At 63.4% G+C, this 22,845-nt stretch carries 24 protein-coding genes; 8 read left to right on the top strand and 16 right to left on the bottom strand.

What is annotated here, in order from left to right; all coding sequences use genetic code 11:
* Positions 1–78 precede the first annotated feature (78 nt).
* The 3 genes from USDA257_RS24725 to USDA257_RS24715 all read left to right on the top strand — a co-directional run bounded on the left by USDA257_RS24725 (position 79) and on the right by USDA257_RS24715 (position 2,961).
* Complete coding sequence (locus tag USDA257_RS24725; protein ID WP_041414639.1) at positions 79–849, top strand: class I SAM-dependent methyltransferase; 771 nt, start codon at positions 79–81, stop codon at positions 847–849.
* Positions 850–931: 82 nt separating this feature from the next.
* Positions 932–2,038 carry a histidinol-phosphate transaminase gene (gene hisC / locus USDA257_RS24720; RefSeq protein WP_014765715.1) on the top strand — a complete coding sequence of 369 codons (1,107 nt, stop codon included), beginning with the start codon at positions 932–934 and terminating at the stop codon, positions 2,036–2,038.
* Entirely contained in the window at positions 2,035–2,961 is a 927-nt protein-coding gene (locus tag USDA257_RS24715; RefSeq protein ID WP_014765714.1) for a prephenate/arogenate dehydrogenase family protein, read from the top strand. The genes hisC and USDA257_RS24715 overlap by 4 nt, the downstream gene beginning before the upstream one ends.
* A 15-nt stretch (positions 2,962–2,976) precedes the next feature.
* On the opposite strand, the gene USDA257_RS24710 is transcribed toward USDA257_RS24715, so the two are convergent.
* Positions 2,977–3,990: a DUF2125 domain-containing protein gene (locus USDA257_RS24710; RefSeq protein WP_014765713.1), complete on the bottom strand. Its 1,014-nt coding sequence runs from the start codon at positions 3,988–3,990 to the stop codon at positions 2,977–2,979.
* A gap of 344 nt (positions 3,991–4,334) precedes the next feature.
* On the opposite strand from USDA257_RS24710, the gene USDA257_RS24705 reads away from it, so the two are divergent.
* Positions 4,335–4,889, top strand: coding sequence for a gamma-glutamylcyclotransferase (locus tag USDA257_RS24705; protein ID WP_014765712.1), 555 nt, complete (start codon positions 4,335–4,337; stop codon positions 4,887–4,889).
* On the opposite strand, the gene USDA257_RS24700 is transcribed toward USDA257_RS24705, so the two are convergent.
* The 4 genes from USDA257_RS24700 to ftsE all read right to left on the bottom strand — a co-directional run bounded on the left by USDA257_RS24700 (position 4,880) and on the right by ftsE (position 8,189).
* The gene (locus USDA257_RS24700; RefSeq protein WP_014765711.1) at positions 4,880–5,668 is read right to left on the bottom strand and encodes a lysophospholipid acyltransferase family protein; all 789 of its coding nucleotides are present in this window, start codon (positions 5,666–5,668) and stop codon (positions 4,880–4,882) included. The two genes, USDA257_RS24705 and USDA257_RS24700, sit on opposite strands and share 10 nt — an antisense overlap.
* Positions 5,669–5,812: 144 nt before the next feature.
* Positions 5,813–6,472: a YdcF family protein gene (locus USDA257_RS24695; RefSeq protein ID WP_048657514.1), complete on the bottom strand. Its 660-nt coding sequence runs from the start codon at positions 6,470–6,472 to the stop codon at positions 5,813–5,815.
* Positions 6,473–6,565: 93 nt separating this feature from the next.
* Positions 6,566–7,573 (bottom strand): cell division protein FtsX, encoded by a 1,008-nt coding sequence (locus USDA257_RS24690; RefSeq protein ID WP_014765709.1) that lies wholly within the window; start codon positions 7,571–7,573, stop codon positions 6,566–6,568.
* The gene (ftsE, locus tag USDA257_RS24685; RefSeq protein WP_231698945.1) at positions 7,566–8,189 is read right to left on the bottom strand and encodes a cell division ATP-binding protein FtsE; all 624 of its coding nucleotides are present in this window, start codon (positions 8,187–8,189) and stop codon (positions 7,566–7,568) included. The genes USDA257_RS24690 and ftsE overlap by 8 nt, the downstream gene beginning before the upstream one ends.
* 499 nt (positions 8,190–8,688) lie before the next feature.
* Between ftsE and USDA257_RS24680 the strand changes: the two genes are divergently transcribed.
* The 3 genes from USDA257_RS24680 to USDA257_RS24670 all read left to right on the top strand — a co-directional run bounded on the left by USDA257_RS24680 (position 8,689) and on the right by USDA257_RS24670 (position 10,681).
* The gene (locus USDA257_RS24680; RefSeq protein ID WP_014765707.1) at positions 8,689–9,342 is read left to right on the top strand and encodes a hypothetical protein; all 654 of its coding nucleotides are present in this window, start codon (positions 8,689–8,691) and stop codon (positions 9,340–9,342) included.
* A 164-nt stretch (positions 9,343–9,506) separates the two neighbouring features.
* Positions 9,507–10,052 (top strand): hypoxanthine phosphoribosyltransferase, encoded by a 546-nt coding sequence (hpt, locus tag USDA257_RS24675; protein WP_014765706.1) that lies wholly within the window; start codon positions 9,507–9,509, stop codon positions 10,050–10,052.
* Between the two features lie 269 nt (positions 10,053–10,321).
* On the top strand, positions 10,322–10,681 hold the full coding sequence (locus USDA257_RS24670; RefSeq protein WP_014765705.1) for a response regulator: 360 nt from the start codon (positions 10,322–10,324) through the stop codon (positions 10,679–10,681).
* 31 nt (positions 10,682–10,712) lie between these two features.
* Here USDA257_RS24670 and USDA257_RS24665 read toward each other — a convergent pair whose 3' ends face one another.
* The 4 genes from USDA257_RS24665 to argH all read right to left on the bottom strand — a co-directional run bounded on the left by USDA257_RS24665 (position 10,713) and on the right by argH (position 16,500).
* A complete protein-coding gene (locus tag USDA257_RS24665; protein ID WP_014765704.1) occupies positions 10,713–13,328 on the bottom strand; it encodes a TIGR02302 family protein in 2,616 nt (871 codons plus the stop codon).
* 144 nt (positions 13,329–13,472) lie between these two features.
* On the bottom strand, positions 13,473–14,741 hold the full coding sequence (lysA, locus tag USDA257_RS24660; RefSeq protein WP_014765703.1) for a diaminopimelate decarboxylase: 1,269 nt from the start codon (positions 14,739–14,741) through the stop codon (positions 13,473–13,475).
* A 14-nt stretch (positions 14,742–14,755) separates the two neighbouring features.
* Positions 14,756–14,950 (bottom strand): LPS translocon maturation chaperone LptM, encoded by a 195-nt coding sequence (gene lptM / locus USDA257_RS24655; protein ID WP_014765702.1) that lies wholly within the window; start codon positions 14,948–14,950, stop codon positions 14,756–14,758.
* Between the two features lie 146 nt (positions 14,951–15,096).
* A complete protein-coding gene (gene argH / locus USDA257_RS24650) occupies positions 15,097–16,500 on the bottom strand; it encodes an argininosuccinate lyase (RefSeq protein ID WP_014765701.1) in 1,404 nt (467 codons plus the stop codon).
* 26 nt (positions 16,501–16,526) lie between these two features.
* Here argH and tlpA point away from each other — a divergent pair, with 26 nt between their 5' ends.
* Positions 16,527–17,201, top strand: coding sequence for a thiol:disulfide interchange protein TlpA (gene tlpA / locus USDA257_RS24645; RefSeq protein ID WP_014765700.1), 675 nt, complete (start codon positions 16,527–16,529; stop codon positions 17,199–17,201).
* Positions 17,202–17,216: 15 nt separating this feature from the next.
* Here the strand turns inward: tlpA and USDA257_RS24640 are convergent, their stop codons facing one another.
* The 7 genes from USDA257_RS24640 to USDA257_RS24610 all read right to left on the bottom strand — a co-directional run bounded on the left by USDA257_RS24640 (position 17,217) and on the right by USDA257_RS24610 (position 22,767).
* Complete coding sequence (locus tag USDA257_RS24640; RefSeq protein WP_041415593.1) at positions 17,217–18,089, bottom strand: 3-hydroxybutyryl-CoA dehydrogenase; 873 nt, start codon at positions 18,087–18,089, stop codon at positions 17,217–17,219.
* A gap of 144 nt (positions 18,090–18,233) precedes the next feature.
* Entirely contained in the window at positions 18,234–19,175 is a 942-nt protein-coding gene (locus tag USDA257_RS24635; RefSeq protein WP_014765698.1) for an electron transfer flavoprotein subunit alpha/FixB family protein, read from the bottom strand.
* 25 nt (positions 19,176–19,200) lie between these two features.
* Positions 19,201–19,950, bottom strand: a complete 750-nt coding sequence (locus tag USDA257_RS24630) for an electron transfer flavoprotein subunit beta/FixA family protein (RefSeq protein ID WP_014765697.1) — start codon at positions 19,948–19,950, stop codon at positions 19,201–19,203.
* 290 nt (positions 19,951–20,240) lie between these two features.
* Entirely contained in the window at positions 20,241–21,032 is a 792-nt protein-coding gene (locus tag USDA257_RS24625) for a rhomboid family intramembrane serine protease (RefSeq protein ID WP_014765696.1), read from the bottom strand.
* A gap of 30 nt (positions 21,033–21,062) precedes the next feature.
* Positions 21,063–21,641, bottom strand: coding sequence for a cob(I)yrinic acid a,c-diamide adenosyltransferase (locus USDA257_RS24620; protein ID WP_014765695.1), 579 nt, complete (start codon positions 21,639–21,641; stop codon positions 21,063–21,065).
* 8 nt (positions 21,642–21,649) lie between these two features.
* A complete protein-coding gene (locus tag USDA257_RS24615) occupies positions 21,650–21,853 on the bottom strand; it encodes a twin transmembrane helix small protein (RefSeq protein WP_014765694.1) in 204 nt (67 codons plus the stop codon).
* Between the two features lie 80 nt (positions 21,854–21,933).
* Positions 21,934–22,767: an SDR family oxidoreductase gene (locus tag USDA257_RS24610; protein WP_041414636.1), complete on the bottom strand. Its 834-nt coding sequence runs from the start codon at positions 22,765–22,767 to the stop codon at positions 21,934–21,936.
* Between the last annotated feature and the right edge of the window lie 78 nt (positions 22,768–22,845).

Raw genomic sequence — 22,845 nt, 5'->3', positions numbered from 1 at the left:
GTCCTCCCATTTGGGCATGCGGCGGGTCTAGCCGAATGTAGTGAGCCTCGCCTTGAAGTCTACCGCTTCAAGGCTAACATGTTGCGCATGCACACCGATATCGTCGATCTCCGCCAATTTTATCATTCCGAGCTCGGCCGGATGGCGGAGCAAGCCGTCAGCATGGCGCTCGCTTCCGTTTGGGCGCGCATGCCGGAAGAGCGGCTCGTCGGCCTCGGCTATGCGGTTCCCTATCTCGAGCGTTTCCGCGCCGACACCGAGCGGACCTTCGCCTTCATGCCGGCGGGGCAGGGGGCGGTGAACTGGCCGGTAGCCGAGCTCTCCTCCACGGCACTGGTCTTCGACGAGGAGTTGCCGCTGCCGGATGCCTCGATCGACCGGGTGCTGATGGTTCACGCGCTGGAATTCGCCGAGAGCCCGCGTGAAACGATGAAGGAGATCTGGCGTGTTCTCGCCCCCGGCGGCCGGCTCGTCATCGTGGTGCCGAACCGTCGCGGCGTCTGGGCACGGATGGAGCACACGCCCTTCGGTTCCGGCCGGCCCTATTCGCGAGGACAGCTCACTGCGCTTCTGCGCGAGACGAACTTCACGCCGGGGGCCAGCGCCGAAGCGCTCTTCTTTCCCCCTTCCAGGCGAAAGATGATCCTGCGCCTGCGTCACGGGCTCGAGCGCTTCGGGCGCTCGCTGTGGCCGGTCTTTTCCGGGGTGATCATCGTCGAGGCACAAAAGCGGCTCTATCAGGGCCTGCCTTTGGCGGTGCGTGCTTCGCGCCGCGTCTTCGTTCCGGTACTGGCACCGCATGGCGTCCCCAGCACCCGCGTTGGAGCGCCGGAGTTGAAAGCCCCCTAAGGCGGCCACGACGTCGCACTCGACAAATTTGCTCCGCCCCGGTATTGGCTGAACCGCATTCTTCCCCGCGAAAGCCGAGCCGATGAACCTTGCCCTGAAGAGCCCTGAGCCGCGTCCCGGCATCCTGGACATCGCCGCCTATGTGCCTGGCAGGGAACATGCGCCGGGCGTGGCGAAGGTTCACAAGCTGTCGTCGAACGAAACGCCGCTCGGCGCGAGCCCGCGCGCAATCGAGGCATTCCAGCAGGCGGCGTTCAATCTCGAGCGCTATCCGGATGGCCAGGCCCACGCGCTCAAGGACGCGATCGCTGCGGTTCACGGGCTCAATCCTGCCAATATCCTCTGCGGCAACGGTTCGGACGAGCTGCTCGGGCTTCTCTGCCACACCTATCTCGGCCCCGGCGACGAAGGAATCGTCACCGAGCACGGGTTCCTCGTCTACAAGATCCAGGTCACGGCCGCCGGCGGCACGCCGGTGACCGTCGAGGAGCGCGATGCGCGCGTCGATGTTGACGCCATCCTCGCTGCCGTCACCGAGCGAACGAAGATCGTCTTCATTGCCAATCCGGGAAACCCGACGGGGACCTATATCCCCGTGGACGAGGTGCGGCGCCTCCATGCCGGATTGCCGGCCGGCGTCGTGCTGGTGCTGGATGCGGCTTATGCCGAATATGTCCGGCGCAACGATTACGAGGCGGGAATCGAGCTGGTTTCGGCCAACCGCAACGTGGTGATGACACGCACCTTCTCTAAGATCTACGGCCTTGCCGGCCTGCGTATCGGCTGGATGTATGCGCCGCGCGAGGTCGTCGATGCATTGGACCGCGTGCGCGGCCCGTTCAACCTCAGTGCGCCGGCGATTGCGGCCGGAGCGGCGGCGATCCGAGACCAAGCCTTCGTCGTGACTGCGCTCGATCACAACTTGGCCTGGCTGCCGAGGGTAAGCGAGGCGCTGACGGCGATCGGCCTGCGCGTCACGCCTTCGGTCACCAATTTCGTGCTGATCCATTTCCCGGAGGCCGGCGGTCAATCGACCGAGGAAGCGGATGCATTCCTGACGGGCCGTGGGTTCATTCTGCGCGCAGTGCGGGCTTATGGCTTCCCCAATGCGCTCCGCATGACCATCGGCTCGGAAGAGGCGAACGAGGGCGTGATCGCGGCCCTAACAGAATTCATGGGACGGAAATGATGGCTCAGCAGTTCGAAACCATCGCCCTCATCGGCATCGGCCTGATCGGCTCGTCGATCGCGCGGGATATCCTCGACAGGCAACTCGCCGGAACGATCGTCGTCGCCACCCGCAGCGAAGCAACGCTGAAGCGCGCCGAGCAGCTCGGCCTCGGGCATCGCTACACGCTCTCGGCCGCCGAGGCGGTGAAGAATGCCGATCTCGTCGTCGTCTCCGTGCCGGTCGGCGCGTCGGGCGCCGTCGCCGCTGAAATCGCCGCGCATCTGAAGCCTGGTGCGATCGTCACCGATGTCGGCTCGACGAAGGGCTCGGTGATCGCGCAGATGGCGCCGCATCTGCCGGACACGGTGCATTTCGTGCCCGGTCACCCGATCGCCGGTACGGAGCACTCCGGTCCGGATGCCGGCTTTGCCGGGCTTTTCCGCGGCCGCTGGTGCATCCTGACGCCGCCCCCGGGCACGGATGAGGAGGCAGTCGCCAAACTCCGGCTTTTCTGGGAGGCGCTCGGCTCGATGGTCGACGAGATGGATCCCGAGCATCACGACAAGGTGCTGGCGATCGTCTCGCACTTGCCGCACATCATCGCCTACAACATCGTCGGCACGGCGGACGACCTCGCCACCGTGACCGAGTCGGAAGTGATCAAATATTCGGCCTCCGGTTTCCGCGATTTCACCCGTCTTGCCGCCTCGGATCCGACCATGTGGCGCGACGTCTGCCTGCACAACAAGGATGCGATCCTCGAAATGCTGGCGCGCTTCTCGGAGGACCTTGCCTCGCTGCAGCGCGCGATCCGCTGGGGCGACGGCGACAAGCTGTTCGATCTCTTCACCCGCACCCGGACGATCCGCCGGTCGATCATCCAAGCCGGTCAGGACACGGCGATGCCGGACTTCGGCCGGCATGCCATGGATCAGAAGTAGACCTGACGGTCGGGTTCAAAGCGCCGGCAGTACACCGATCGGAACGAAAGCCAGAAAGGCGGTTCCGTCGCGCACATTGAGCTTGACGGTCGCCTCGTTTTTGCCAGCGGCGAGCGCGGCCAACACGTTGGCGACGTTGTTGATGAGGTCGGTTTCCTCGGGAATGGCCTTCACGAGGTTCTCCCGCCAGGTGCTGATATTGACCAAGGTCAGTGCGAATTCGCCCGAGATGAGCCCCTGATCGTTGACCGAGAAGGGCCCGGAGAGCTTGGCGGTCATCCCCTCGCCCGCATCCAGCGTCAGTTGGCGCAGTTCCCCCTTCGTGCCGCGAAGCATGTGCGGCGCGACGGAGGCGCCCTGCAGCCATTCGGCTTTGCCCGAGACCGTGAGATCCGCCGTAACATTGGCGGGCGGGGCGAGGCTCGGTCCTTCCTCCGGGCGTAGGTCGAGTTTCTCGACGCTGAGGGCCGCGTCGAGATCTGCGCCGGTCTGGCGCAGATGGACTTCCCCGTGGCTCGCGCCGAAGCCCACGCCCTTGCCCATGAGCGGCGAACGGACCGTGCCGGTCAGGTTGTCATAGGCAATCGACGTACGGTCGAGGCCCGAGAGCGTCGCGGCGAGACTGGCACGCAGGAGCGTCCAATCGGCAGACACCGAAACGCCGGGCGAGACCCGGATTTCAGCGGGGCCATCGAGTTCGACGACGGCGCGTCCCGGCTGGTAGACCTGCGCCGCCGTTCTCAGGGCACCGAAGGATGCGGACGCACCGTGGCGGGTGTCGTCGAGGCGCACCTTGTCGCAGAAGAGGCCGATGCGGAACGGAAAACCGCGCACCTCCAGGTCGGTGCACTCGCCGCCAAGGCTGCTCGCCTGCTTTTCCGCCAGGTAGGCCGGCAGCCGTTTCTCGATCTGGTCGGCGGCGACGAACCAGGCGCCGGAATAGATGCCGGCGACAAGAATGATGCCCGTTGCGAGCCAGAGAAACTTCCGGCTGGCGGGCCGCCCATTGTCGACCTCGGTTACCGTCATGGTATCGCATACTCCACTTGCTGCGTCGGAATCGGCTTTGCGGGTGGCCGGTTCCGTTCCCGCAAACTAACTTATGCACGGCATACGCGGGATCTTTCTTCCGCGCCGCGTTCTACAGCGCCATGCGTCTTATCAGACGCACAAAGGTCGCTGTAGCACTCTGAATTGCTGCATGTTTCCTTGGATAGGCTCCGATCCAAGGAAACATGCAGAAGGTCTCAAGATGTTACGACGGGATGAAGGCGGAAAACTGCTTCACACCTTTGCCCATCCCGCTCTAGAAAGTTCTGGTCGGCCGCTGCCTTGCCCGTTGGTGATTCGGCGAGTGCGGCAACATCGATTGAATGGCAGCGGATATGGACGAATTTTGGGTCTTTGGCTACGGCTCATTGATGTGGAATCCGGGCTTTCGCTTCGAGGAGAAGCAGACGGCACGGGCCTTCGGTTATCGCCGCTCCCTCTGCGTCCACTCCTGGGTGCATCGCGGCACCGAGCGGCATCCCGGCCTCGTGCTCGGGCTGGACTATGGCGGCTCCTGCATAGGCATGGCGTTTCGCGTCGCCTCCGCCGAGAGGGCGGAGGTGACGGACTATCTGCGTGAGCGGGAACTGGTCACCCATGTCTACAAGGAGCGGACCATGCCGGTACAGCTCTCCGACGGTCGCCGCGTGCCGGCGCTTGCCTATGTGATCGACCGCAATCACGTGCAATATGCCGGTGCGCTAACCGCGGATGCGGCAGCCGCGACGGTCGCAACCGCCGTGGGCAAGTCGGGGCACAACAGGGAATACGTGCTCAACACGCTGGCCCACCTCAGGGAGATGGGCATCCGGGACCACTGGCTCGAGGAGGTCGCCGCCAACCTCATCGCCGGCGAACCAGCGTCGGCTCAGGCTTGATCGGCGCCGAGCTCGCGCAGCCGTTGTTCCGCCGTCGGCGGCAAGGGCAGATGCGGATTGGCCCTGACGGTCTCGACGAGAAGCTCGTCGCTTGCGGCCTCGGTCACCGCGACCAGCTTGGCCAGAAAGGCGTCCGGATCCAGTCCTGCTTCGATCGGCGGCAAGACACGCACCTTGAAGTGGCCGGGAAAGCGCAGGAACTTGCGGCGTGGCCAGAACAGGCCTGGATGCATGGCGACCGGGACAACCGGCACCTGCAGGTCCCGATAAAGCCGGGCAATGCCGTATTTGTATTCCGGCGGGGCGCCGGGTGGGCGCCGCGTGCCTTCCGGATAAATGATCAGTTGACGTCCGGTTGCCATTTCCCGCTTGGTGCGATCCATGACCTCCGTCATCGCCTTGCCCCGGGCGGCGCGGTTCACCGGCACCATCCGCTGCTTGATGATGTACCAGCCGAAAAGCGGAATCCAGGTCAGCTCGCGCTTGAGGATGTAGAAGGGATCGTCGAGCCAGGGCAGAAGCGCATAAGCGTCCCAGAAGGACTGGTGCTTCGGCGCGAAGATGTAGGCGCCGTCGGGGACATTCTCGAGACCCTCGATCTCGAAGGTCGTTCCGACGATCTTCGCCTGGAGCCAGTGGTTGCTGCGCACCCAGTTCTTCGGCACGAACCAAGCGGTCTTGCGCGGCACCAGAAAATAGATCGGGGTCAGCACGATCATCTGGACGATCAGATTGGCATAGAAGACCAGGTTGAAGAGGATCGAACGCAGGATGATCATCAGGCAGGCTCTCGATGGGAACGCGACGCTGACCGCGAGACGGTTGGCCGTTCCGCTGCCTACACGAAACTCGCACGGAGGAAAACAGTTCTTCAGGTCCAGTGCGCTACTCTTCCGCCCGATGGCATGCGAGACGTTGATTCTCTAATTATTTCCCAAGTGCTCGCTCGCAAGATCCCGCAATGACGCGATGGAATACTTGGCGTATTCGAGCAGGATGGCCTTGATGAAGAGCGGATTGCGCAGCCAGTTGGACGTCTTCAAATCCGAATTGACGACTGGATAGGCAATGAACTCCGTGTCCGGCCGGACGCGGCGCAATTCGAGAAGGCTGCGCGGCATATGGTAGTTGTTGGTGACGACGAGGATGCTCCGATAGCCGCGGTCGTGAATCCATTGCCCGGCCTCGGTTGCGTTGCCGATCGTGTCGATCGCTTCATGGCCGATATCGACGCAGCATCTGAAGAGGTCGGCCGAGCTTTGCGTGTTGCGGCGTATCTGGCTCCCCGTCGTCGCCGGATGGACGCCGGAAATCAGAAGCCGCCTGCCGGCGCCGGACTTCAGAAGCTCGACCGCCTGCTCGATACGCTGGAAGCCGCCGGTCAAGACGACGATCCCATCCGCACGGGGCGCTGGAGGCGGTTGCATCGAGGCAACCGTGTCGGCGAATTGCAGGAAGCCGGCGACGAAGACGGCGAGAAGGGCCAGCAGCGCGAAGAAGCCGCGGCGCAGAATTTTCCGCAGCATGCTGCGAGACCGCCGACGGCGCGCGGCCCTGTCCCGCCATTTGCCCCTGTCGGCCATTCCGCTCTCGCGAAGCTCCTCAACCATCGTGATTCTCTCACATAGCCGCCGATTGCGGCAGGGAATAGATGGATAAAGGGCGAATCACGGCTCTCAACCTTGATAAGTGTCCGTCCGGCCAGGGTCCGACCGGATGAGGTCGATCTCATAGATCGTCCGCGTCACGGTCAGCCGTGCCGTCAGCGTCGTCAGCAGGGCAATGACGATGATGATGGCGAAAATGCCCAGATAGCCGGTATAGCCGATGGCGAAGGTGCCGAAGAGGGCCGTCGCCTGATCCGTCTCCGGGGTTGCGAGCGTCCGAGATTGCCAGAAGCTGGCAATCGCGAAAGACAGCGCCGCAAGCAGCCCGCCGGCGCCGGCGCCCTTGAGGCTGATTCTGAGGAAGTGTTTCTGAAATTCTGACGCCACGAAGCTCGCCTCGGCGCCGACGAAATGCAGGACCTCGACGATATGGCGATTGCCGGACAGGGCGCCGCGCGTGGCGAAGACGACCGTCAGCACCATGGCCGAAAAAACAAGCGCCAGCACGCCGGTCCCGATCATCGTCGTGGTGTTCGCCATGGCGACCAGGCGGTCGACCCAGGTACGGTGATCGTCGAGGAAGGCTTCGGGGATCGTTTCCGTCAGAGCCTTGCGCATCGCGCCGAAGTCCGGCGGGTTGTTTTCGTCGATTGTTATCACGATGAGCCGCGGCACCGGCAATTCATCGAGGTCGAGGCCGCCGCCGAGCCACGGTTCAAGGAGCCGGGCCGTTGCGGCACGGTCGATGATGTTGCCGCCCGTCGTGCCGGGGAAGGTCAAGGCGAGATCGCGCGCGTCGGCAAGCGCTTTCTCCATGTCCAGATTCTCGTCCGGCTTGATTTGGATGGTGATCTCGCGAGAGATCTGCGATTGCCAGCTTTGCGCGGTCGCCCGCACCATGCTGACGCCGCCGAGCGTGAGACAGGCGAGGAAAGACATGATGGCAATGACGCACATCAGGGCATGGCCGGAGACATTGGTCGAGGGTACGATCGGCCCGGTCGGGCGCACGCGCATCTCGCTGCGGCGCTGCTGCGGCGGCGGGTCTGGCTCGCGGCGGGGCTGGTGCTCATTCATAGATATCGAGCCGCCCCTGTGAAAGGATCATGCGCCGGGCCTCGACCTGGTCCATCAGCGACAGGTCGTGCGTGGCGATCACCACGGCGGTGCCGAGCCTGTTGAGTTCGAGAAAAAGGTTCAACAGCCGCCTCGCCATCGGCGGATCGACATTGCCGGTCGGTTCGTCGGCGAGCAGGATTTCCGGGCGGTCGATCAGTGCCCGGGCGATTGCGGCGCGCTGCTTTTCGCCGCCCGAAAGCACCGGCGGCAGCACATTGATGCGCTCGCCGAGGCCGACCCATTTGAGAAGTTCGAGCACGTCCGAGCGATAGCTCGTCTCCTCCTTGCCGCGCACCCTGAGCGGCAGGGCGACGTTCTCATAGGTCGTCAGATGGTCGAGAAGGCGAAAGTCCTGGAAGACTATGCCAACGCGGCGGCGCAGCATCGGAAATTCCTCGCGCGGGATGGAGGAGATGTTGCGGTCGAACATGCGAATCAGTCCGCGCGTCGGCTTGAGCGAAAGAAACAGCAGCCGCAGCAGCGTCGTCTTGCCGGCCCCGGAAGGGCCGGTGAGGAACTGAAAGGACCGGCGTGGAATGTCGAATGTCAGGTCCCGGAGAATTTCCGGTCCCATGCCATAGCGCAATCCGACGTTCTCAAAATGAATCAACGGGACAGCCCAATCTCTCGTCACGACCCTCAACAACCGCCGCAACCGGCCGTTCGCACATCCAGCGTTCGTACCGTCTCGCCGGGCGCACGAAGCGCGCTGCATCGCTTTGAACTGCGGTGCCGATTGAAGGACCATGCAGTAGGACAGCGCGCGTGCCAAGGCAAAACCGAGTGCGGAACCATGGTTAAGCGACGGTTAATGTCCCAGGAAAAGACGCCGCTTTCGCGGCTCTTTCCGAAACATTAACCATTCCGGTTTACGTTTCGTCAGGATTTGATGCAATGCCCTGTTTCTTGCAGGAGTATTGCCGCAGCGAGTGTGGCGCGCCTACTGCATGTTTCCTTGAATCGAAGCCGATAAAGGAAAAAGATGCAGCGGCCAGAGGTGCTGCAGCGACCTTCGTGCATCTGCAATGAGGCACGGCGCTGTAGTGGGCGCGGCACTCCGATGGGAGAGCCCCATGCAGGCATTTCGCACGAGGACGGCCGGTATCGACCTCATTCCGCCTGAGCGCGTGCCGCGCTCGGACACCCCTGCGGCCCGGAAACTCGACTATATCGACGTCGAGTTCGAGACCGTGGTTCCTGGTCCACGACCCAGTCCCTATCCGGTCTTCAACGACAACCGGCGATCGGCCCCGTGGCCCGAGCCGCATCCGACGACGACCATTCGAAGCGGAGCCGCAGCCCGGTTGCTGGCGATCGCGCAGGCGCGACTGTGCGCAATGCCGGCGCGGCGCTTCGCCGGCCTCGCCGCCGGCCTTGGCTTGGCGGCCTTCCTGCTGATGGCAGGGCTCGGGGGTCAAAGCGAGGCGGACGCCCATCCGCTCGCGATCGACGGGGTCACCACCTCGCTCGACTATACCGGCGGCATGCACGTGCTTTCCGTCTACGGGGCCATCGACAATCGCTCCGATCTCGAACAGCGTCTGCCGCCCGTGGTCGTCGAAGTCATGAGCAACGGACGGCCCGTGACGGCGACGCGCCTGATGCCCGAGGGCGCCGCCATCGCGCCCGGCGAAAGCCGCCGCTTCGTTACTCGCCTTCCCTATGCGGGTGGAAAAATGCCGGACGTCACCGTTTCCTTTGCGGAAAACAGTGTTTCGCCTCGCTGATTGTGCTAATCGGCGCTTGAAGGGAGGGCAGGCGTTCTTCCGACTGCAGGTTTCCTTAGATCGTAGCCGATTTAAAGATGAAAACATGCAGCAAATCAAAGTGCTACGGCGACCTATTGTGCGTCTCGAAAGACGCACGGCACTGTAGGAAAGGGAGACCCGCCATGCCCGTCGTTCGCGGCAAGAAAATCGAGATCCTCTACAGCCCCGAGGCGATCGCCGCTCGCAATCGAGACATGGCGGAAGAGATCATGCGCGGGCCGCACAAGGACCTCCTCGTCATCTCGATCCTCAAGGGCTCTTTCATTTTTGCGGCTGACCTGATCCGTGCGATGCACGGGGCGGGGCTTGCGCCGGAGGTCGAGTTCATCACGCTTTCGAGCTACGGCACCGGGACCGAATCCAAGGGCGTGAAGATCACCAAGGATATCGACAGCGACGTGCACGACCGAGACGTGCTCCTGATCGACGACATTCTCGAATCCGGACGGACGCTGCGCTTTGCCAAGGATCTGCTCTACGAGCGCGGCGCACGCAATGTCAGGGTCGCCGTGCTGCTCGACAAGCGCATGAAGCGCCGCATCGATCTGGAGGCGGACTATGTCGGCTTCGACTGCCCCGATCACTTTGTGGTCGGCTACGGCATGGACGTCGCCTATGCCTTCCGCGAACTACCCTTCGTCGGCGTGGTCACGGGCGACGCGGAATAGCGCTTCACCGTATCGCCATCCTCGGTTGCCGCGGCTACAGGATATCAACGGCTCCTTGCTCTTCATGGGCGAGCAATTGCGAATTCTCTACCTAGCAGCGCGGAAACCCGAAAATTGCAGTAATCGCGTTTACCGAAAGCAAACACAAAGCTGTTTGGTTGGAACGGTGTCACGGCCGCAGGCGGCGTGGGATACATATGTTCAACGACGTGGAGCGTCTTCTTGCGAATGACGCCGGCGCTCTGTGAGAGCGAACACGGGAGGCCATGATGGCGAAAATCCTGATTACCGAGGATGAGGATGCCTTGCGCTCATTTGTGGCGCGGGCGTTGCAGCTCGATGGACACGAAACGGTCGAGGCGGGGGATGGAGCCGACGGGCTCGCCCGGCTCAAGGACCAGCGCTTTGACCTGCTGCTATCCGATATCCGCATGCCGGTCATGGACGGCATCGAGCTTGTGCATCAGGCATCGGCCGCCTTTCCGCAGCTCAAGATTTTGCTGATGACCGGCTATGCCGAGCAGCGCGAGCGCGCCGATGATATTTCCGGCAAGGTCGTGGATGTGATCTCCAAGCCGTTTTCCCTGCCCGACATCCGCAAGGCGGTCGCGCACGCTTTGGCCGCCTGACGACGTCTTGAGGCTCTGCCCCTGCAGGGCCTCAGCGCATATCGAGCAGGCGCTCGAGATATTGCCGCTCCACTTCCGGCGACAGGTTGTCGCCGAGCTTGCGCCGGATCGCGTCGAGAATCTGCCGAGCGCGCTGTGTGTCGATCTCGTCCGGCACCTTCACCTGATTGCCGAAATCCGGTCCGGCGTTCTGCTGGCGACGACCGAGCGGGTCGCGCCCGTTCTGACCGTATTGAGGAACACCTTGTCCGGGGCCCGGCCCCTGTCCCTGGGCCTGCATCTGGTTCATCATGTCCTGAGCGCCTTCGCGCAACGCCTGCAGCGCCCGGCCCTGGCTGCCGACGGCCCGTTCGCCCTGACCCTCACCCAATGCGCCGGCGGCGTCGCCCATTTCGCGCTCAGCCTGGCCGAAGCCCTTGCCTGGCTTTATGCCCAGATCCTCGAGTCCCTTCTGCAACTCACCCAGTTGCTTGCCGAGCGCCTCCTGCTGCTGCCGGAGCTGTTTCAGGACTTCCTTCAACTGCTCGGCGGTCATGTCGTCGAGCGGGTTGGGCTGTCCGTTCGGATCGCTTTGCCGTCCGGGATCCTGAGGCATATCCTGGCCGAAGAGCTCATTGTCCTCGCCCTGGAGCGGATCGCCGCGCTGCATACGGTCGCGCAGGGCCTGGTCCAGCTTGAATGTTTCGTCCATCAGCTGCTGTTGCTGCTGCATCAGTTGGCCGAGCTTGTCCATCTGCTGGCGCATGGCATTGTTCTGCTCGCCGCCCTGCTGCATGCGGCCGGCCTGCAGATTGTTCATCATCCGCTGCAGTTCGGACAAGAGCTGGCGCGCCTGGTCGCGCGCGCCGGAACGCGCCAGGTTCTCGATCTGGTCCATCATCTTTTCCAGATCCTGCTGGCGCAGCATATTGTTGAGGTCCGGATTGGCGGCCATCGCCGGATTCTTGGCGGCCTGCTCGGCGAGCGCACGCATATATTCCTGCATCGCCTGGCGCAGCTCCTGCATCAGCCTGGCGATCTCCTCGTCCGAGGCGTTGCGTTCAAGCGCATCGGAGAGCGCCTGCTGGGCATCGCGCAGCTGGCGCTCGGCGAGCGACAGGTCGCCGTCCTCGATGCCGAGCGCGATCTCCCAGAGATGCTCGGCCGCGTCGCGCAGCATGTCGTCGTTGCGCGCCAGTTCCATCCGCGTCCGGGCCGACTGGATCAACAGGAAATGCGTAAGGTTCGGGATCGTCTCCTCGGGGTAGAGCGTCAGCGCATCGTTGAGGTCGATGGCACGGGGCAGCTGGTTGGCGTCGAGCGCAAAGACCTGCCGCTGTTCGGCGACCGCGCCGGCAAGCGGTTCGAAGAAGCGCCGTGCCGGCAATACTATTTCCTCAGGCACGCTTCGGCCCTCCTGTCCGGCAGCATCGCGGGCGACGAGGGTGATCTGCACGCGCTTTCCAGAGAGCGGATGCTCGCTCAAGTTCCGGCTTGTCGTTCCCTTGGCTTCACGTGGATTGCGGCGCGGCAGGTCGAGGCGATATTCCGGTGGCGGATAAAGCGGCCGGGCATCGGCTGCGGGTTCGTCCACAGGTTTAATCTCCGCCCAGGCCTGTGAAATGCCGTAGTCGTCATGGCCGAGAAAGCTGATCTCAAGCGACGCGTTCGCTGTCGGACGAGGCGCGCCATCGAAGGCGATGCCTGGGACGCTGTCAGGAATGATCTTGAAGTTCCAGCGCTGTCCGGAGACGGAGAGCGTCCCGTCCCGGGTGATTTTGAAGAGATGATTGCGCGCGCCATTCGGAGGCGCTCCGGCCGCTTCGGTTGCCGCCGGTTGCTGCGACGACGGCTTCCCGGCCGTGGCCGGGATGACCGTCGGCTGCGGGCTGCCCGTGTCGGCATAGCTGACCTGCGTATCCTGTCCGGCGCCTGTTATACGAACCGTCACATCGCTGAACTGAGGTATGGTGATTGAAGCCTGCCCCTCGACCGCCGCCATATCCTCTCGGCCGGTCAGGAAAATCGGTGCGCGACCGGTATAGGCCGGTGGCGTCACCCAGGCATCGATGCGGATATCGGGAGCGGTGACCTGACGCTCAGGCAGCCGAAACGCATCCGACATCAGTCCGGCGCGATTCGAGTAAGAATAGGCGAAGGCGACGCAGGCGAGCAGTATCGGCACCGCCCTCAGCGCAAGGGGATCGTGTCGTGCGACGTCGGGCCGCGGCAGGCCCGTGTCGAGGCCGTGGACGAGACGGGCCATTCGCGCCTGATGCTCGCGCCACAGCGCCGCACCGACGGCCCCCTCCGTTGCCGGGGCGTCGTCCTGGACGCGGATCGCCTGATGGGGCAGTTGATTGCGGTCTTCGAGCATCCTGTCGGCTTCGGTGATATCCGGCCAACGAACACGGGTGAGCGGCAGGAGCGTCAGGAAGAGCCCGGCCACGAAGGCGAGCAGAACCACGACATGCAGCCAGAACGGCGCAACACGGAATAAGCCGAGCCAGCCGGCGGAGAGGAAAAGGAGCACGAGCGAGGCCGGTGCAAGCGCCCGGGGCAGGAGCTGTTCGGTCAGCAGGATCAGGCGCGCCAGGACCCGCTTCGTCGCCAGCATCCTGACGAATGACCGCGGTTGTGGCGTTTCATCCTGCCGGAATTGCGTCATCCGCCCAAATTCCCTTTCCATTCCTTTTGACCGCCCCGGCGGTCAGCGGTCAGGATAACATCCTTTGTGGCGAAGGCGAGGGCGGATAGAAAAACAAACCGTGATTGCCCGACGACGCCACGTCGAACGTGGCCACAGCGGGGTTCAGTCGAGCCAATCCGGCACCGAGTCGAGGCCGATCAGAGCGTCATAATCCTTGCGCGGACGGATCAAATGGAAACGATCGCCCCTGACGAGAACCTCGGGGACCAAGAGCCGGCTGTTGTAGGTGCCGGACTGGACCGCACCGTAGGCGCCCGCTGAGCCTATCGCGAAAAGATCGCCCGGCTTCGGCATCGCCATCTCCCGATCGAGCGCCAGATAGTCGCCCGTCTCGCAGACCGGGCCGACCACGTCGGCCTTGATGCGCGGCGCATTGGCGGCGGAAATCTTCACCGGCCTGATCTCGTGATAGGCCTCGTAGAGCGTCGGGCGGATCAGGTCGTTCATCGCCCCATCGACGATGACAAAGGTCTTTTCGCCGCCATCCTTCACATAGATCACTTCGGTGACGAGAATGCCGGCATTGCCGACGATCAGCCGCCCCGGTTCGGTGACGATCTTGCAGTCGAGGCCCTTGAGCTGATTCTTGACGATGTCGGCATAGGCATCGGGGAGCGGCGGCGGGTTGTTGTCTTCACGATAAGGGATGCCGAGGCCGCCGCCAATGTCGACGTGATCGATGACGTGGCCGTCGGAGCGCAGCGTATCGACCAGCTCGCGCAACAGCTTGAAGGCATCATCGAAAGGCTGCAGCTCGGTGATCTGGCTGCCGATATGCATGTCGATGCCGGTCACCTTGATGCCCGGGAGCGTCGCGGCGTGGGCATAGACGGCGCGCGCCCGCTCCCAGGAAATGCCGAACTTGTTTTCCTTCTTGCCGGTCGAAATCTTCGCGTGCGTGCGTGCGTCGACGTCCGGATTGATGCGGAAGGAGACATGCGCCTGCTTGCCGGCGCGCACGGCGCGCTGGTTGAGGATTTCCAGCTCCGGCTCCGATTCGACGTTGAAGCAATAGATGCCGGCCTCAAGCCCCAGATCCATTTCGCGTGGCGTCTTGCCGACGCCGGAAAACATGATCCGGTCTGCCGGGATGCCGGCGGCGAGCGCCCGGCGGAGTTCACCTTCCGAGACCACGTCGACACCCGCGCCGAGGCGGCCGAGCGTCTTCAGCACGGCCTGGTTGGAATTGGCCTTCACCGCATAGCAGACCATCGCATCGACGTCGGCAAAGGCTTGTGCGAAGACCCGGTAGTGTCGCTCGAGGGTCGCGGTCGAATAGCAATAGAACGGCGTGCCGACGGCGCGGGCGATATCCGTCACGGGCACGTCTTCGGCGTAGAGAATTCCGTCGCGATAGTCGAAATGATTCACGGGGTGTCGCTCGCTTAGAGAAGGGGGTCAAGCAGGAAGGGGCGGTCCTCGACCGTCTCCTTCGGTTCGGCGGTGCCGGCCGGCGCTTTCGTGTTGATCGCCGTGGTGGCGCCCGGCCGGTCGAGATCGCCCTTGCGCCCGCAGCCGGTAAGAACCAGCCCCGGAATCGCCAGCAGGAGCGCAAGCCGGGCCGCCTTCGTGAATGTCATCGTCATTTCCCTCGCCGAAGCTGAAGCCGATAGGTCAAGAGCGGCAGCGAAGCGAGCGCCTCGCATGTCTCGTCTGGTGCGATCTCTTATCGGTTTTTCAGCACCTTGTGCACCCTGTTTCTACGTTGCCCGGGTTCGCTCCGCGCTCAGTTGCGCGCCCGCCACCAGGCGATCTGCTTGCGCACTTCTGCCGGCGCGGTGCCGCCGAAGCTGGTGCGGCTTGCGACCGAGGCTTCGACGGTCAGCACGTCGAACACCTTGTCGGTAATGGCGGGGTTGAAGGCCTTGAGTTCGGCAAGCGAAAGATCGGCAAGGTCACAACTTTTCTGTTCGGCGAGCGCCACGGCGCGACCGGTGACGTGGTGGGCGTCACGGAAGGGCAGGCCGGCCTCGCGCACAAGCCAGTCGGCAAGGTCCGTTGCGGTCGAATAGCCAGAACCAGCAGCGGCCTTCATCCGGTCGGCGCGTACCGTCATGTCGCGCACCATGCCGGTCATCGCCGCGACCGCCAATTCGAGGCTTTCGGCCGCGTCGAAAACCTGTTCCTTGTCCTCTTGCATGTCCTTGGAATAGGCGAGCGGCAGGCCCTTCATGACCGTTAGAAGCGCAATCAGCGAGCCGTTGATGCGGCCGGTCTTGGCGCGCACCAGTTCGGCGGCGTCGGGGTTCTTCTTCTGCGGCATGATCGAAGAGCCGGTCGAGAAGGCATCCGACAGGCGGATGAAGCCGAATTGCGGCGTCGACCAGATGACGATCTCTTCGGCGAGCCGCGACAGGTGCGTGGCGGCGATCGACGCGATCGACAGGAACTCGAGCGCGAAGTCGCGGTCGGAGACCGTATCGATCGAGTTGCGGGTCGGCTCGCGGAAACCGAGCGCCTTGGCGGTCATGTGCCGGTCGATCGGGAAGCCGGTGCCCGCAAGGGCTGCGGCGCCGATCGGGCTTTCGTCCATATGCTCGATCGCGTGCCTGACGCGCGAGCGGTCGCGGCCGAACATTTCGACATAGGCCATGCAATGATGGCCGAAGGTCACCGGTTGGGCCGTCTGCAGGTGCGTGAAGCCGGGCATCACCGTGTCGGCATGTTCTTCCGCCCGGTCGAGAAAGGCGGCGATCAGCGCCGTCAGCGCCCTTTCGGTCCTCTGCAGTTCTTCCTTCACCCACAGGCGGAAATCGAGTGCCACCTGGTCGTTGCGGGAGCGTGCCGTATGGAGGCGACCGGCGGCGGGGCCGATCAGCGTCGCCAGCCGTGCCTCGACATTCATGTGAATGTCTTCGAGGCGGCGAGAGAATTCGAAGGCGCCGCTTTCGATCTCTGACAGGATCGTGTCGAGGCCGTGAACGATCTTGTCTTTGTCTTCGGCGGAAATGATGCCCTGATGCGCCAGCATGGTGGCATGCGCTATTGAGCCGCAGATATCCTGGGCATAGAGCTTCTTGTCGAAGCCGATCGAGGCATTTATCTCCTCCATGATAGCGTCCGGGCCCGAGGCGAAGCGTCCGCCCCACATCTGGTTGGAGGATTTCGTCTCGGAACTGCCGTCAGCCATCGGGATGCCCGCCTTTGGAGAATGAAATGCAAGACCAGAAGAAACGTCCTCCGGCCGTGAAGATGCTCGCGCTCGCCGCCCTTTTTGGCGTGATCGCCGGTGCGGCTGCGGTATACGTGAAGGAGACCGGGTCTGGCAATGGCGGGACAGTGCCGACGGCTGACGCAAGTTGCCCGCGCGCCGGTGAAAAAGTGGCAGCGCTGACGCCGCTGATGCGCGGCCAGGTGGCCGCCATGACGCCGGCCGCCAATCCGCGTCCGATCGGCGGACTCGACTTCGTCGGCCCGGATGGAAAGCCGCTTACCCTTGCCGCCTTTGCCGGCAAGACGCTGCTCGTCAATCTCTGGGCGACCTGGTGCCTGCCGTGCCGGGAGGAGATGCCGGCGCTCAACGCGCTGCAGGCGGCGCTTGGCGGCGATCGCTTCGAGGTCGTCGCCATCAATATCGACACGGGCGACGACGAAAAGCCGAAGGCTTTCCTGGACGAAATCGCCGTCCGTCAACTCCGCTACTATCGCGACGCCTCGATGGGCGTCTTCAATGTGATGAAGAAGGAGGGTCTTGCCTTCGGGCTGCCCGCCACTCTGCTCATGGACGAGAAGGGCTGCCTGATCGGCTCGATGAACGGGCCTGCCGTGTGGGACAGTGAGGACGCGAAACGGCTGATCGAGGCGGCGCTTGCGCCGCCTGCGGGAAGTTGAAGGGATTCGTCCCCCTCAGCGCGTCGGGACCGGAACGTCGCCGCGATAGTCGTAGAAGCCGCGACCGGACTTGCGGCCGAGCCAGCCGGCTTCGACATATTTCACCAGCAGCGGGCAGGGGCGGTATTTTGAGTCCGCCAAGCCGTCATGCAGCACCTGCATGATCGACAGACAGGTGTCGAGCCCGATAAAGTCGGCGAGCTGCAGCGGACCCATCGGATGGTTGGCACCGAGCTTCATCGCCGTATCGATGGCATCGACCGTGCCCACGCCCTCGTAGAGTGTATAGATCGCCTCGTTGATCATTGGTAACAGGATGCGGTTGACGATGAAAGCGGGGAAATCCTCGGCGACCGTGACGGTCTTGTCGAGATGGGCGACGAATTCCTTTGCAGTCCGGAAGGTCTCTTCGTCGGTGGCGATGCCGCGCACGAGTTCCACCAGCTTCATGACCGGAACCGGGTTCATGAAGTGGATGCCCATGAAGCGTTCGGGGCGGTCGGTTGCCGAGGCGAGCCGGGTGATCGACAGCGACGAGGTGTTGGTCGCAAGAAGCGCGTCTGGCTTCATGATCGGACAAACCAGGCCGTAGATCTTGCGCTTGACGGTTTCGTCCTCCGTGACGGCCTCGATGACGAGGTCCGCCTGCGAAAGGTCGTTGATGTCCGTCGAGCCCTTCATCAGCGACAGGGCCTTCTTGCGGTCCTCATCGCTCATCTTGCCGGAGGAAACCTGGCGGGCGAGGTTCCCATTGATGGTCGCCAGCCCTGCCTCGATGCGGTCCGCAGCAATATCGTAGAGCTGCACCTTGTAACCGGCGGCTGCTGAAACATGGGCAATGCCGCAGCCCATTTGCCCCGCGCCAATAATTCCGATTGTCTTGATCATCGAAGCGAACATCCACTTTGAGAAATCTCGAGCAGCGGCGCTGCCGAAAATGCAAAAAAACCGGGCCGATGGGACGGCCCGGTACGATTGTTAATGCCAAGCCGGCAGATTTTCCAGCCTTTTTCGTGCCGGGTGCCAGCCCACTTAGAGCGCCTTTTCGAGCTCCGGCAGGACGTCGAAGAGATCGGCGACGAGGCCGTAGTCGGCGACCTGGAAAATCGGCGCCTCCTCGTCCTTGTTGATGGCGACGATCACCTTGGAATCCTTCATGCCGGCGAGGTGTTGAATCGCCCCGGAGATGCCGCAGGCGATGTAGAGGTCGGGGGCGACCACCTTGCCGGTCTGGCCGACCTGCCAGTCGTTCGGCGCGTAGCCGGCATCGACGGCGGCGCGGCTGGCACCGACGGCGGCACCGAGCTTGTCGGCGACCGGCAGGATGACTTGCCTGAACTTCTCCGACGAGCCGAGCGCCCGGCCGCCGGAGATGATGATCCTGGCCGAGGTCAGTTCGGGGCGGTCGGAGGACGACAGCGCGTCGGAAACGTGGCTGGACAGCCCCGGATCGGCGGCGGCCGATACCGTCTCGATCGCTGCCGAACCGCCTTCAGGGGCTGCGGCGAAGGAGGCGGTGCGGACGGTGATGACCTTTTTCGCTTCCGTCGTCTGCACCGTCTGGATGGCGTTGCCGGCATAGATCGGCCGCTTGAAGGTGTCCGACGAGACCACCTCGATGATTTCAGAAACCTGGGCGACGTCGAGGAGCGCCGCGACCCGCGGCATGACGTTCTTGCCGACCGAGGTGGCGGCGGCAACAAGCGTGTCGTAGGCGCCGGCCAGCGAAACGATCAAGGCGGCGAGCGGCTCGGCGAGGTTGTTGGCAAGCGACGCGTCGTCGGCGACCAGCACCCTGGATACGCCGGCAAGCTTCGCCGCCTGCTCGGCGACGGCTTTCGCACCAGAGCCGGCAACGAGGATGTGAACGTCGGTTCCAGTCCCACTGGCGATCTTCGTTGCCGCCGTCAGCGCCTTCGCCGTCTGGTCGGAAAGGTGGCTGGTGTCGTGGTCAGCCAGAAGCAGAATGGCCATGATATAAGTCTCCCTTTCCCGTCTCTTACAATACGCCGGCTTCGGTCTTGAGCTTGTCGACGAGCTCGGCGACCGACTTGACCTTGATGCCGGCCTTGCGGCCGGACGGTTCTTCGGTCTTCAACACCTTCAGCCGTGCGGTCGTGTCGACGCCGAAATCGGCCGGGGTGTGTCTGTCGAGCGGCTTCTTCTTCGCCTTCATGATGTTCGGCAGCGAGGCATAGCGCGGCTCGTTCAGCCTGAGGTCGGTGGTCACCACCGCCGGCAGTTTCAGTTCGACCGTCTGCAGGCCGCCGTCGACCTCGCGGGTGACATTGACCTTGCCGTCGCCGATCTCGACCTTCGAGGCGAAGGTACCCTGGGCCCAGCCGAGCAGTGCCGACAGCATCTGGCCGGTCTGGTTGGAATCGTCGTCGATCGCCTGCTTGCCGACGATGATCAGCCCCGGCTGCTCGGCTTCTGCCACAGCCTTGACGATCTTGGCGACGGTGAGCGGCTCGACCTGGTCGTCGGTCTCGACGAGGATCGCCCGGTCGGCGCCCATGGCGAGCGCCGTCCTCAGCGTCTCCTCGGCCTTGGCCGGACCGATCGACACGACCACCACTTCCGAGGCCTTGCCGGCTTCCTTGAGCCTTAGCGCCTCTTCGACGGAGATCTCGTCGAACGGGTTCATCGACATCTTGACGTTGGCAAGCTCGACGCCCGATCCGTCCGCCTTCACCCGGATCTTGACGTTGAAGTCGACGACCCGTTTCACCGTTACTAGGATTTTCATGGATTTCTTCCCTCCAGCAGCGTTCGCAGGAAAATGCGCCTTAACAGAGCGGCCTGATTGTCGGTTGGCGACATCGATACGCGTTTTTTCTCCAATTACAATCGCCAACCACGACGCTAAATCGATATAAGCCGAAGACTTTCATTAACGTTTACGTACACGTAAGAAAAAGGTCTGGCAAGCCGTCAATCGGGACGCTCAGCAGAAACGTTCCTCTACCCAGCAGAGCCGAGTAATCCGTTGAAATTGCAGCGCATAAGCCGGCAGGTCGAGGTGATCCGCTCGGCTCCTCAGGTCGGGCGGCCCCAAGGGGTAGGCGGCTTTTGCTTGCCCGGCAGCGGCGTATCCGTGCCCTCGGGCGGTCCCGACTGGTGCTCGACGGCGCGTGGGCTGACGATCGTGCGGTCGAAAAGCGGCACGCCACGGCGTCGCAAAATGACGACGAGGGCGAGACCGGCAATGATGCCGCCGACATGGGCGCTCCAGGAGACGCTGCCGCCTGGATCGACAGCGAACATGTAGAACTGCTGGCCGATCCAGAAGGCAAGCGGGATGGCGGCGGGCAGCGGCAAGGGAATGCGGAAGAGCACGAGCACCCACACCCGAACCTTGGGATGCAGCAGGAAATAGGCTGCGACGACGCCGGAGACGGCGCCGGAGGCGCCGATCAGCGGCGCTTCCGAGGCGGGATCGATCAGCCCATGCGCCAGCGCGCCGGCGGCGGCGCACAGCAGATAGAACAGAAGGAAGCGGAAGTGCCCCAGCGCATCCTCGACATTGTCGCCAAAGACCCAGAGAAACAGCATGTTCATCGCCAGATGCGAGAGGTCGCCATGCAGGAAGGAATAGGTGACGAAAGTGAATTCGTCCGGCACGACCACAAGGGACGGATCGAGAATGGCGTAGTCGAACACGATCGCCGGGATGTAGCCGAAACCGAGGACGGTGGCATTGGCGAATTCTTCGGTGGCGATCGGGCCGGTGACGAGCCAGACGGCGAAATTGACGGCGATTAGGGCGACCGTCACATATTGCATGTCGATATGCTTCAGGGCGTTCCTGTCGTGCAGCGGTATGAACATGCGATCCCCGAAGCGTGATTTTGCGCGAGCTTATCTGTTCCTGCCCGGAACCCAAAGGACGTCGGCTTGCCCCATGTCGTTCGCCCATCGGGCGGCGACGAACAGGAAGTCGGAGAGCCGATTGATATAGGCGACCGCCTCGCGGCTGACGATCTCGCCGTCAGTTTCAGCAAGCGCCACCATCTGCCTTTCGGCGCGACGGGCGACGGTGCGGGCCGCGTGCAGCGCCGCGGAAGCGGCGCTGCCGGCGGGCAGCACGAAGGAGCGCAGGGGCTCGAGATCCGCGTTCAGCCGGTCGATCTCGGCTTCGAGGCGGGCCACCTGGGCGGCGACGATCCTCAGCGGCTCGTAGTCCTGCTTCTCGCCGGTCTCGGGTGTCGCGAGATCCGCACCAAGATCGAAAAGGTCGTTCTGGATCCGCATCAGCATCTGATCGAGATCGGAGCTGTCGCCGGTATGCTGGCGGGCCAGGCCAATGAAGGCGTTTGCCTCGTCGACGCTCCCATAGGCATCGACGCGGAGGTCGCTCTTCGAGCGGCGCGGGCCGGTGACGAGACCGGTCGTGCCGTTATCGCCGGTTCTGGTGTAGATCTTATTTAGCTTGACCATCGTAGCGTTCAGCTCGGCCGGCCGCCGCCGGTGACCCACAGCGTCAGCATGATCAGCACGAGTGCCAGCGCCTGCAGCGCGATGCGCGTCTGCATCAGCTTGTTGGACGTGTTGCCGCTGCCGCGCCGGGCCATGTTCAACAGGCCGCGGATGAGCACGATCGCAACCAGGCCCATGACGAACAAGGTCACGGCGGTAAGAAAACTGGGCATGGCGTCACTCCTTGTGTTTGATGTGCATATCGTTGTCCCAATACCGCTGCCCACTTTAGGGCGACATGCACCGAGTTCGATCAGCCGAGCCGGCCGATGATACGATAGAACAGTGCCGCCGGCAGGAGTTTCTTGAGCAGCACACCCTGTTTGGCGGGCCTTGTGACAACATAATGCGGCCTGGGACGGCGTGCCGTCAAAGCGTGTTTCAACACGTGATAGACGGCCTCCGGTCCGAGCTTGCCAGGCGCCGGCTTGCTCTCGCCGCGCAGACGTTTCATCTGCTTCTCGTACTCCGCGCGGTGGACGGAATTCTTGAGATCGATGAAGCGCTCGACATAGGCGATGGCGTTGGTGGTGAACTTCGACGTGATCGGCCCCGGCTCGATCAGGCTGACGCCGATGCCGCTGCCGGCAAGCTCCATCCGCAATGTCAGCGACAGTGCCTCGAGAGCGGATTTCGAAGCGTTGTAGGCGCCGCGCCAACGGTAGGGGAGGAGGCCGAGAATCGACGAGCACTGCACGATGCGGCCTCGGCCACGGGCCCGCATCGCCGGTATGACGCGGCGGGTCAGGTCGTGCCAACCGATCACGTTGGTTTCGAGCTGCAGCCGCAGCGCCTCCGTCGGCAGGTCCTCGACCGCCCCGGCCTGGCCATAGGCGCCATTGTTGAAGAGCGCGTCGATCCGCCCTCCACTGCGCGCCATCACGGCTTCCACCAGCGCGGCGATCGTCTCCGGCCGGGTATAGTCCATGATGAAGGTTTCGATGCCTTCCTGTTCCAGGTCCGCCTTGTCTTCCACCCGGCGGACGGTCGCGAAGACACGCCAGCCGTCCCGCTTCAGTGCCCGTGCGCAATAGGCGCCGATGCCCGACGAGCAGCCGGTGACAATGATGGTGGGACGTTCAGACATCCGGTCGATTCCTGTAGAAATACACATGTCGTTTCCCATATTCACGGTTGGGATACAATTGAATTGCGCCCACTGCCT

The sequence above is a fragment of the Sinorhizobium fredii USDA 257 genome, from assembly GCF_000265205.3.
Classification (GTDB): domain Bacteria; phylum Pseudomonadota; class Alphaproteobacteria; order Rhizobiales; family Rhizobiaceae; genus Sinorhizobium; species Sinorhizobium fredii_B.
This window is presented reverse-complemented; position numbering and strand designations above follow the sequence as displayed.

Bases quoted from the DNA above. Each gene is read 5' to 3' on its own strand.
- lptM (WP_014765702.1), bottom strand. From the start codon at position 14,950: ATGACATTCACGAAGGCGGCCCGGCTTGCGCTCCTGCTGGCGATTCCG.
- USDA257_RS24695 (WP_048657514.1), bottom strand. From the start codon at position 6,472: ATGGCCGACAGGGGCAAATGGCGGGACAGGGCCGCGCGCCGTCGGCGG.
- USDA257_RS24680 (WP_014765707.1), top strand. From the start codon at position 8,689: ATGCAGGCATTTCGCACGAGGACGGCCGGTATCGACCTCATTCCGCCT.
- USDA257_RS24615 (WP_014765694.1), bottom strand. From the start codon at position 21,853: ATGCCCAGTTTTCTTACCGCCGTGACCTTGTTCGTCATGGGCCTGGTT.
- USDA257_RS24630 (WP_014765697.1), bottom strand. From the start codon at position 19,950: ATGAAAATCCTAGTAACGGTGAAACGGGTCGTCGACTTCAACGTCAAG.
- USDA257_RS24700 (WP_014765711.1), bottom strand. From the start codon at position 5,668: ATGATCATCCTGCGTTCGATCCTCTTCAACCTGGTCTTCTATGCCAAT.
- USDA257_RS24690 (WP_014765709.1), bottom strand. From the start codon at position 7,573: ATGAATGAGCACCAGCCCCGCCGCGAGCCAGACCCGCCGCCGCAGCAG.
- ftsE (WP_231698945.1), bottom strand. From the start codon at position 8,189: ATGGGACCGGAAATTCTCCGGGACCTGACATTCGACATTCCACGCCGG.
- USDA257_RS24610 (WP_041414636.1), bottom strand. From the start codon at position 22,767: ATGTCTGAACGTCCCACCATCATTGTCACCGGCTGCTCGTCGGGCATC.
- tlpA (WP_014765700.1), top strand. From the start codon at position 16,527: ATGCAAGACCAGAAGAAACGTCCTCCGGCCGTGAAGATGCTCGCGCTC.
- USDA257_RS24715 (WP_014765714.1), top strand. From the start codon at position 2,035: ATGATGGCTCAGCAGTTCGAAACCATCGCCCTCATCGGCATCGGCCTG.
- USDA257_RS24625 (WP_014765696.1), bottom strand. From the start codon at position 21,032: ATGTTCATACCGCTGCACGACAGGAACGCCCTGAAGCATATCGACATG.
- USDA257_RS24635 (WP_014765698.1), bottom strand. From the start codon at position 19,175: ATGGCCATTCTGCTTCTGGCTGACCACGACACCAGCCACCTTTCCGAC.
- USDA257_RS24640 (WP_041415593.1), bottom strand. From the start codon at position 18,089: ATGATCAAGACAATCGGAATTATTGGCGCGGGGCAAATGGGCTGCGGC.
- USDA257_RS24665 (WP_014765704.1), bottom strand. From the start codon at position 13,328: ATGACGCAATTCCGGCAGGATGAAACGCCACAACCGCGGTCATTCGTC.
- argH (WP_014765701.1), bottom strand. From the start codon at position 16,500: ATGGCTGACGGCAGTTCCGAGACGAAATCCTCCAACCAGATGTGGGGC.
- USDA257_RS24705 (WP_014765712.1), top strand. From the start codon at position 4,335: ATGGCAGCGGATATGGACGAATTTTGGGTCTTTGGCTACGGCTCATTG.
- USDA257_RS24670 (WP_014765705.1), top strand. From the start codon at position 10,322: ATGGCGAAAATCCTGATTACCGAGGATGAGGATGCCTTGCGCTCATTT.
- hisC (WP_014765715.1), top strand. From the start codon at position 932: ATGAACCTTGCCCTGAAGAGCCCTGAGCCGCGTCCCGGCATCCTGGAC.
- hpt (WP_014765706.1), top strand. From the start codon at position 9,507: ATGCCCGTCGTTCGCGGCAAGAAAATCGAGATCCTCTACAGCCCCGAG.
- USDA257_RS24620 (WP_014765695.1), bottom strand. From the start codon at position 21,641: ATGGTCAAGCTAAATAAGATCTACACCAGAACCGGCGATAACGGCACG.
- USDA257_RS24710 (WP_014765713.1), bottom strand. From the start codon at position 3,990: ATGACGGTAACCGAGGTCGACAATGGGCGGCCCGCCAGCCGGAAGTTT.
- USDA257_RS24725 (WP_041414639.1), top strand. From the start codon at position 79: ATGTTGCGCATGCACACCGATATCGTCGATCTCCGCCAATTTTATCAT.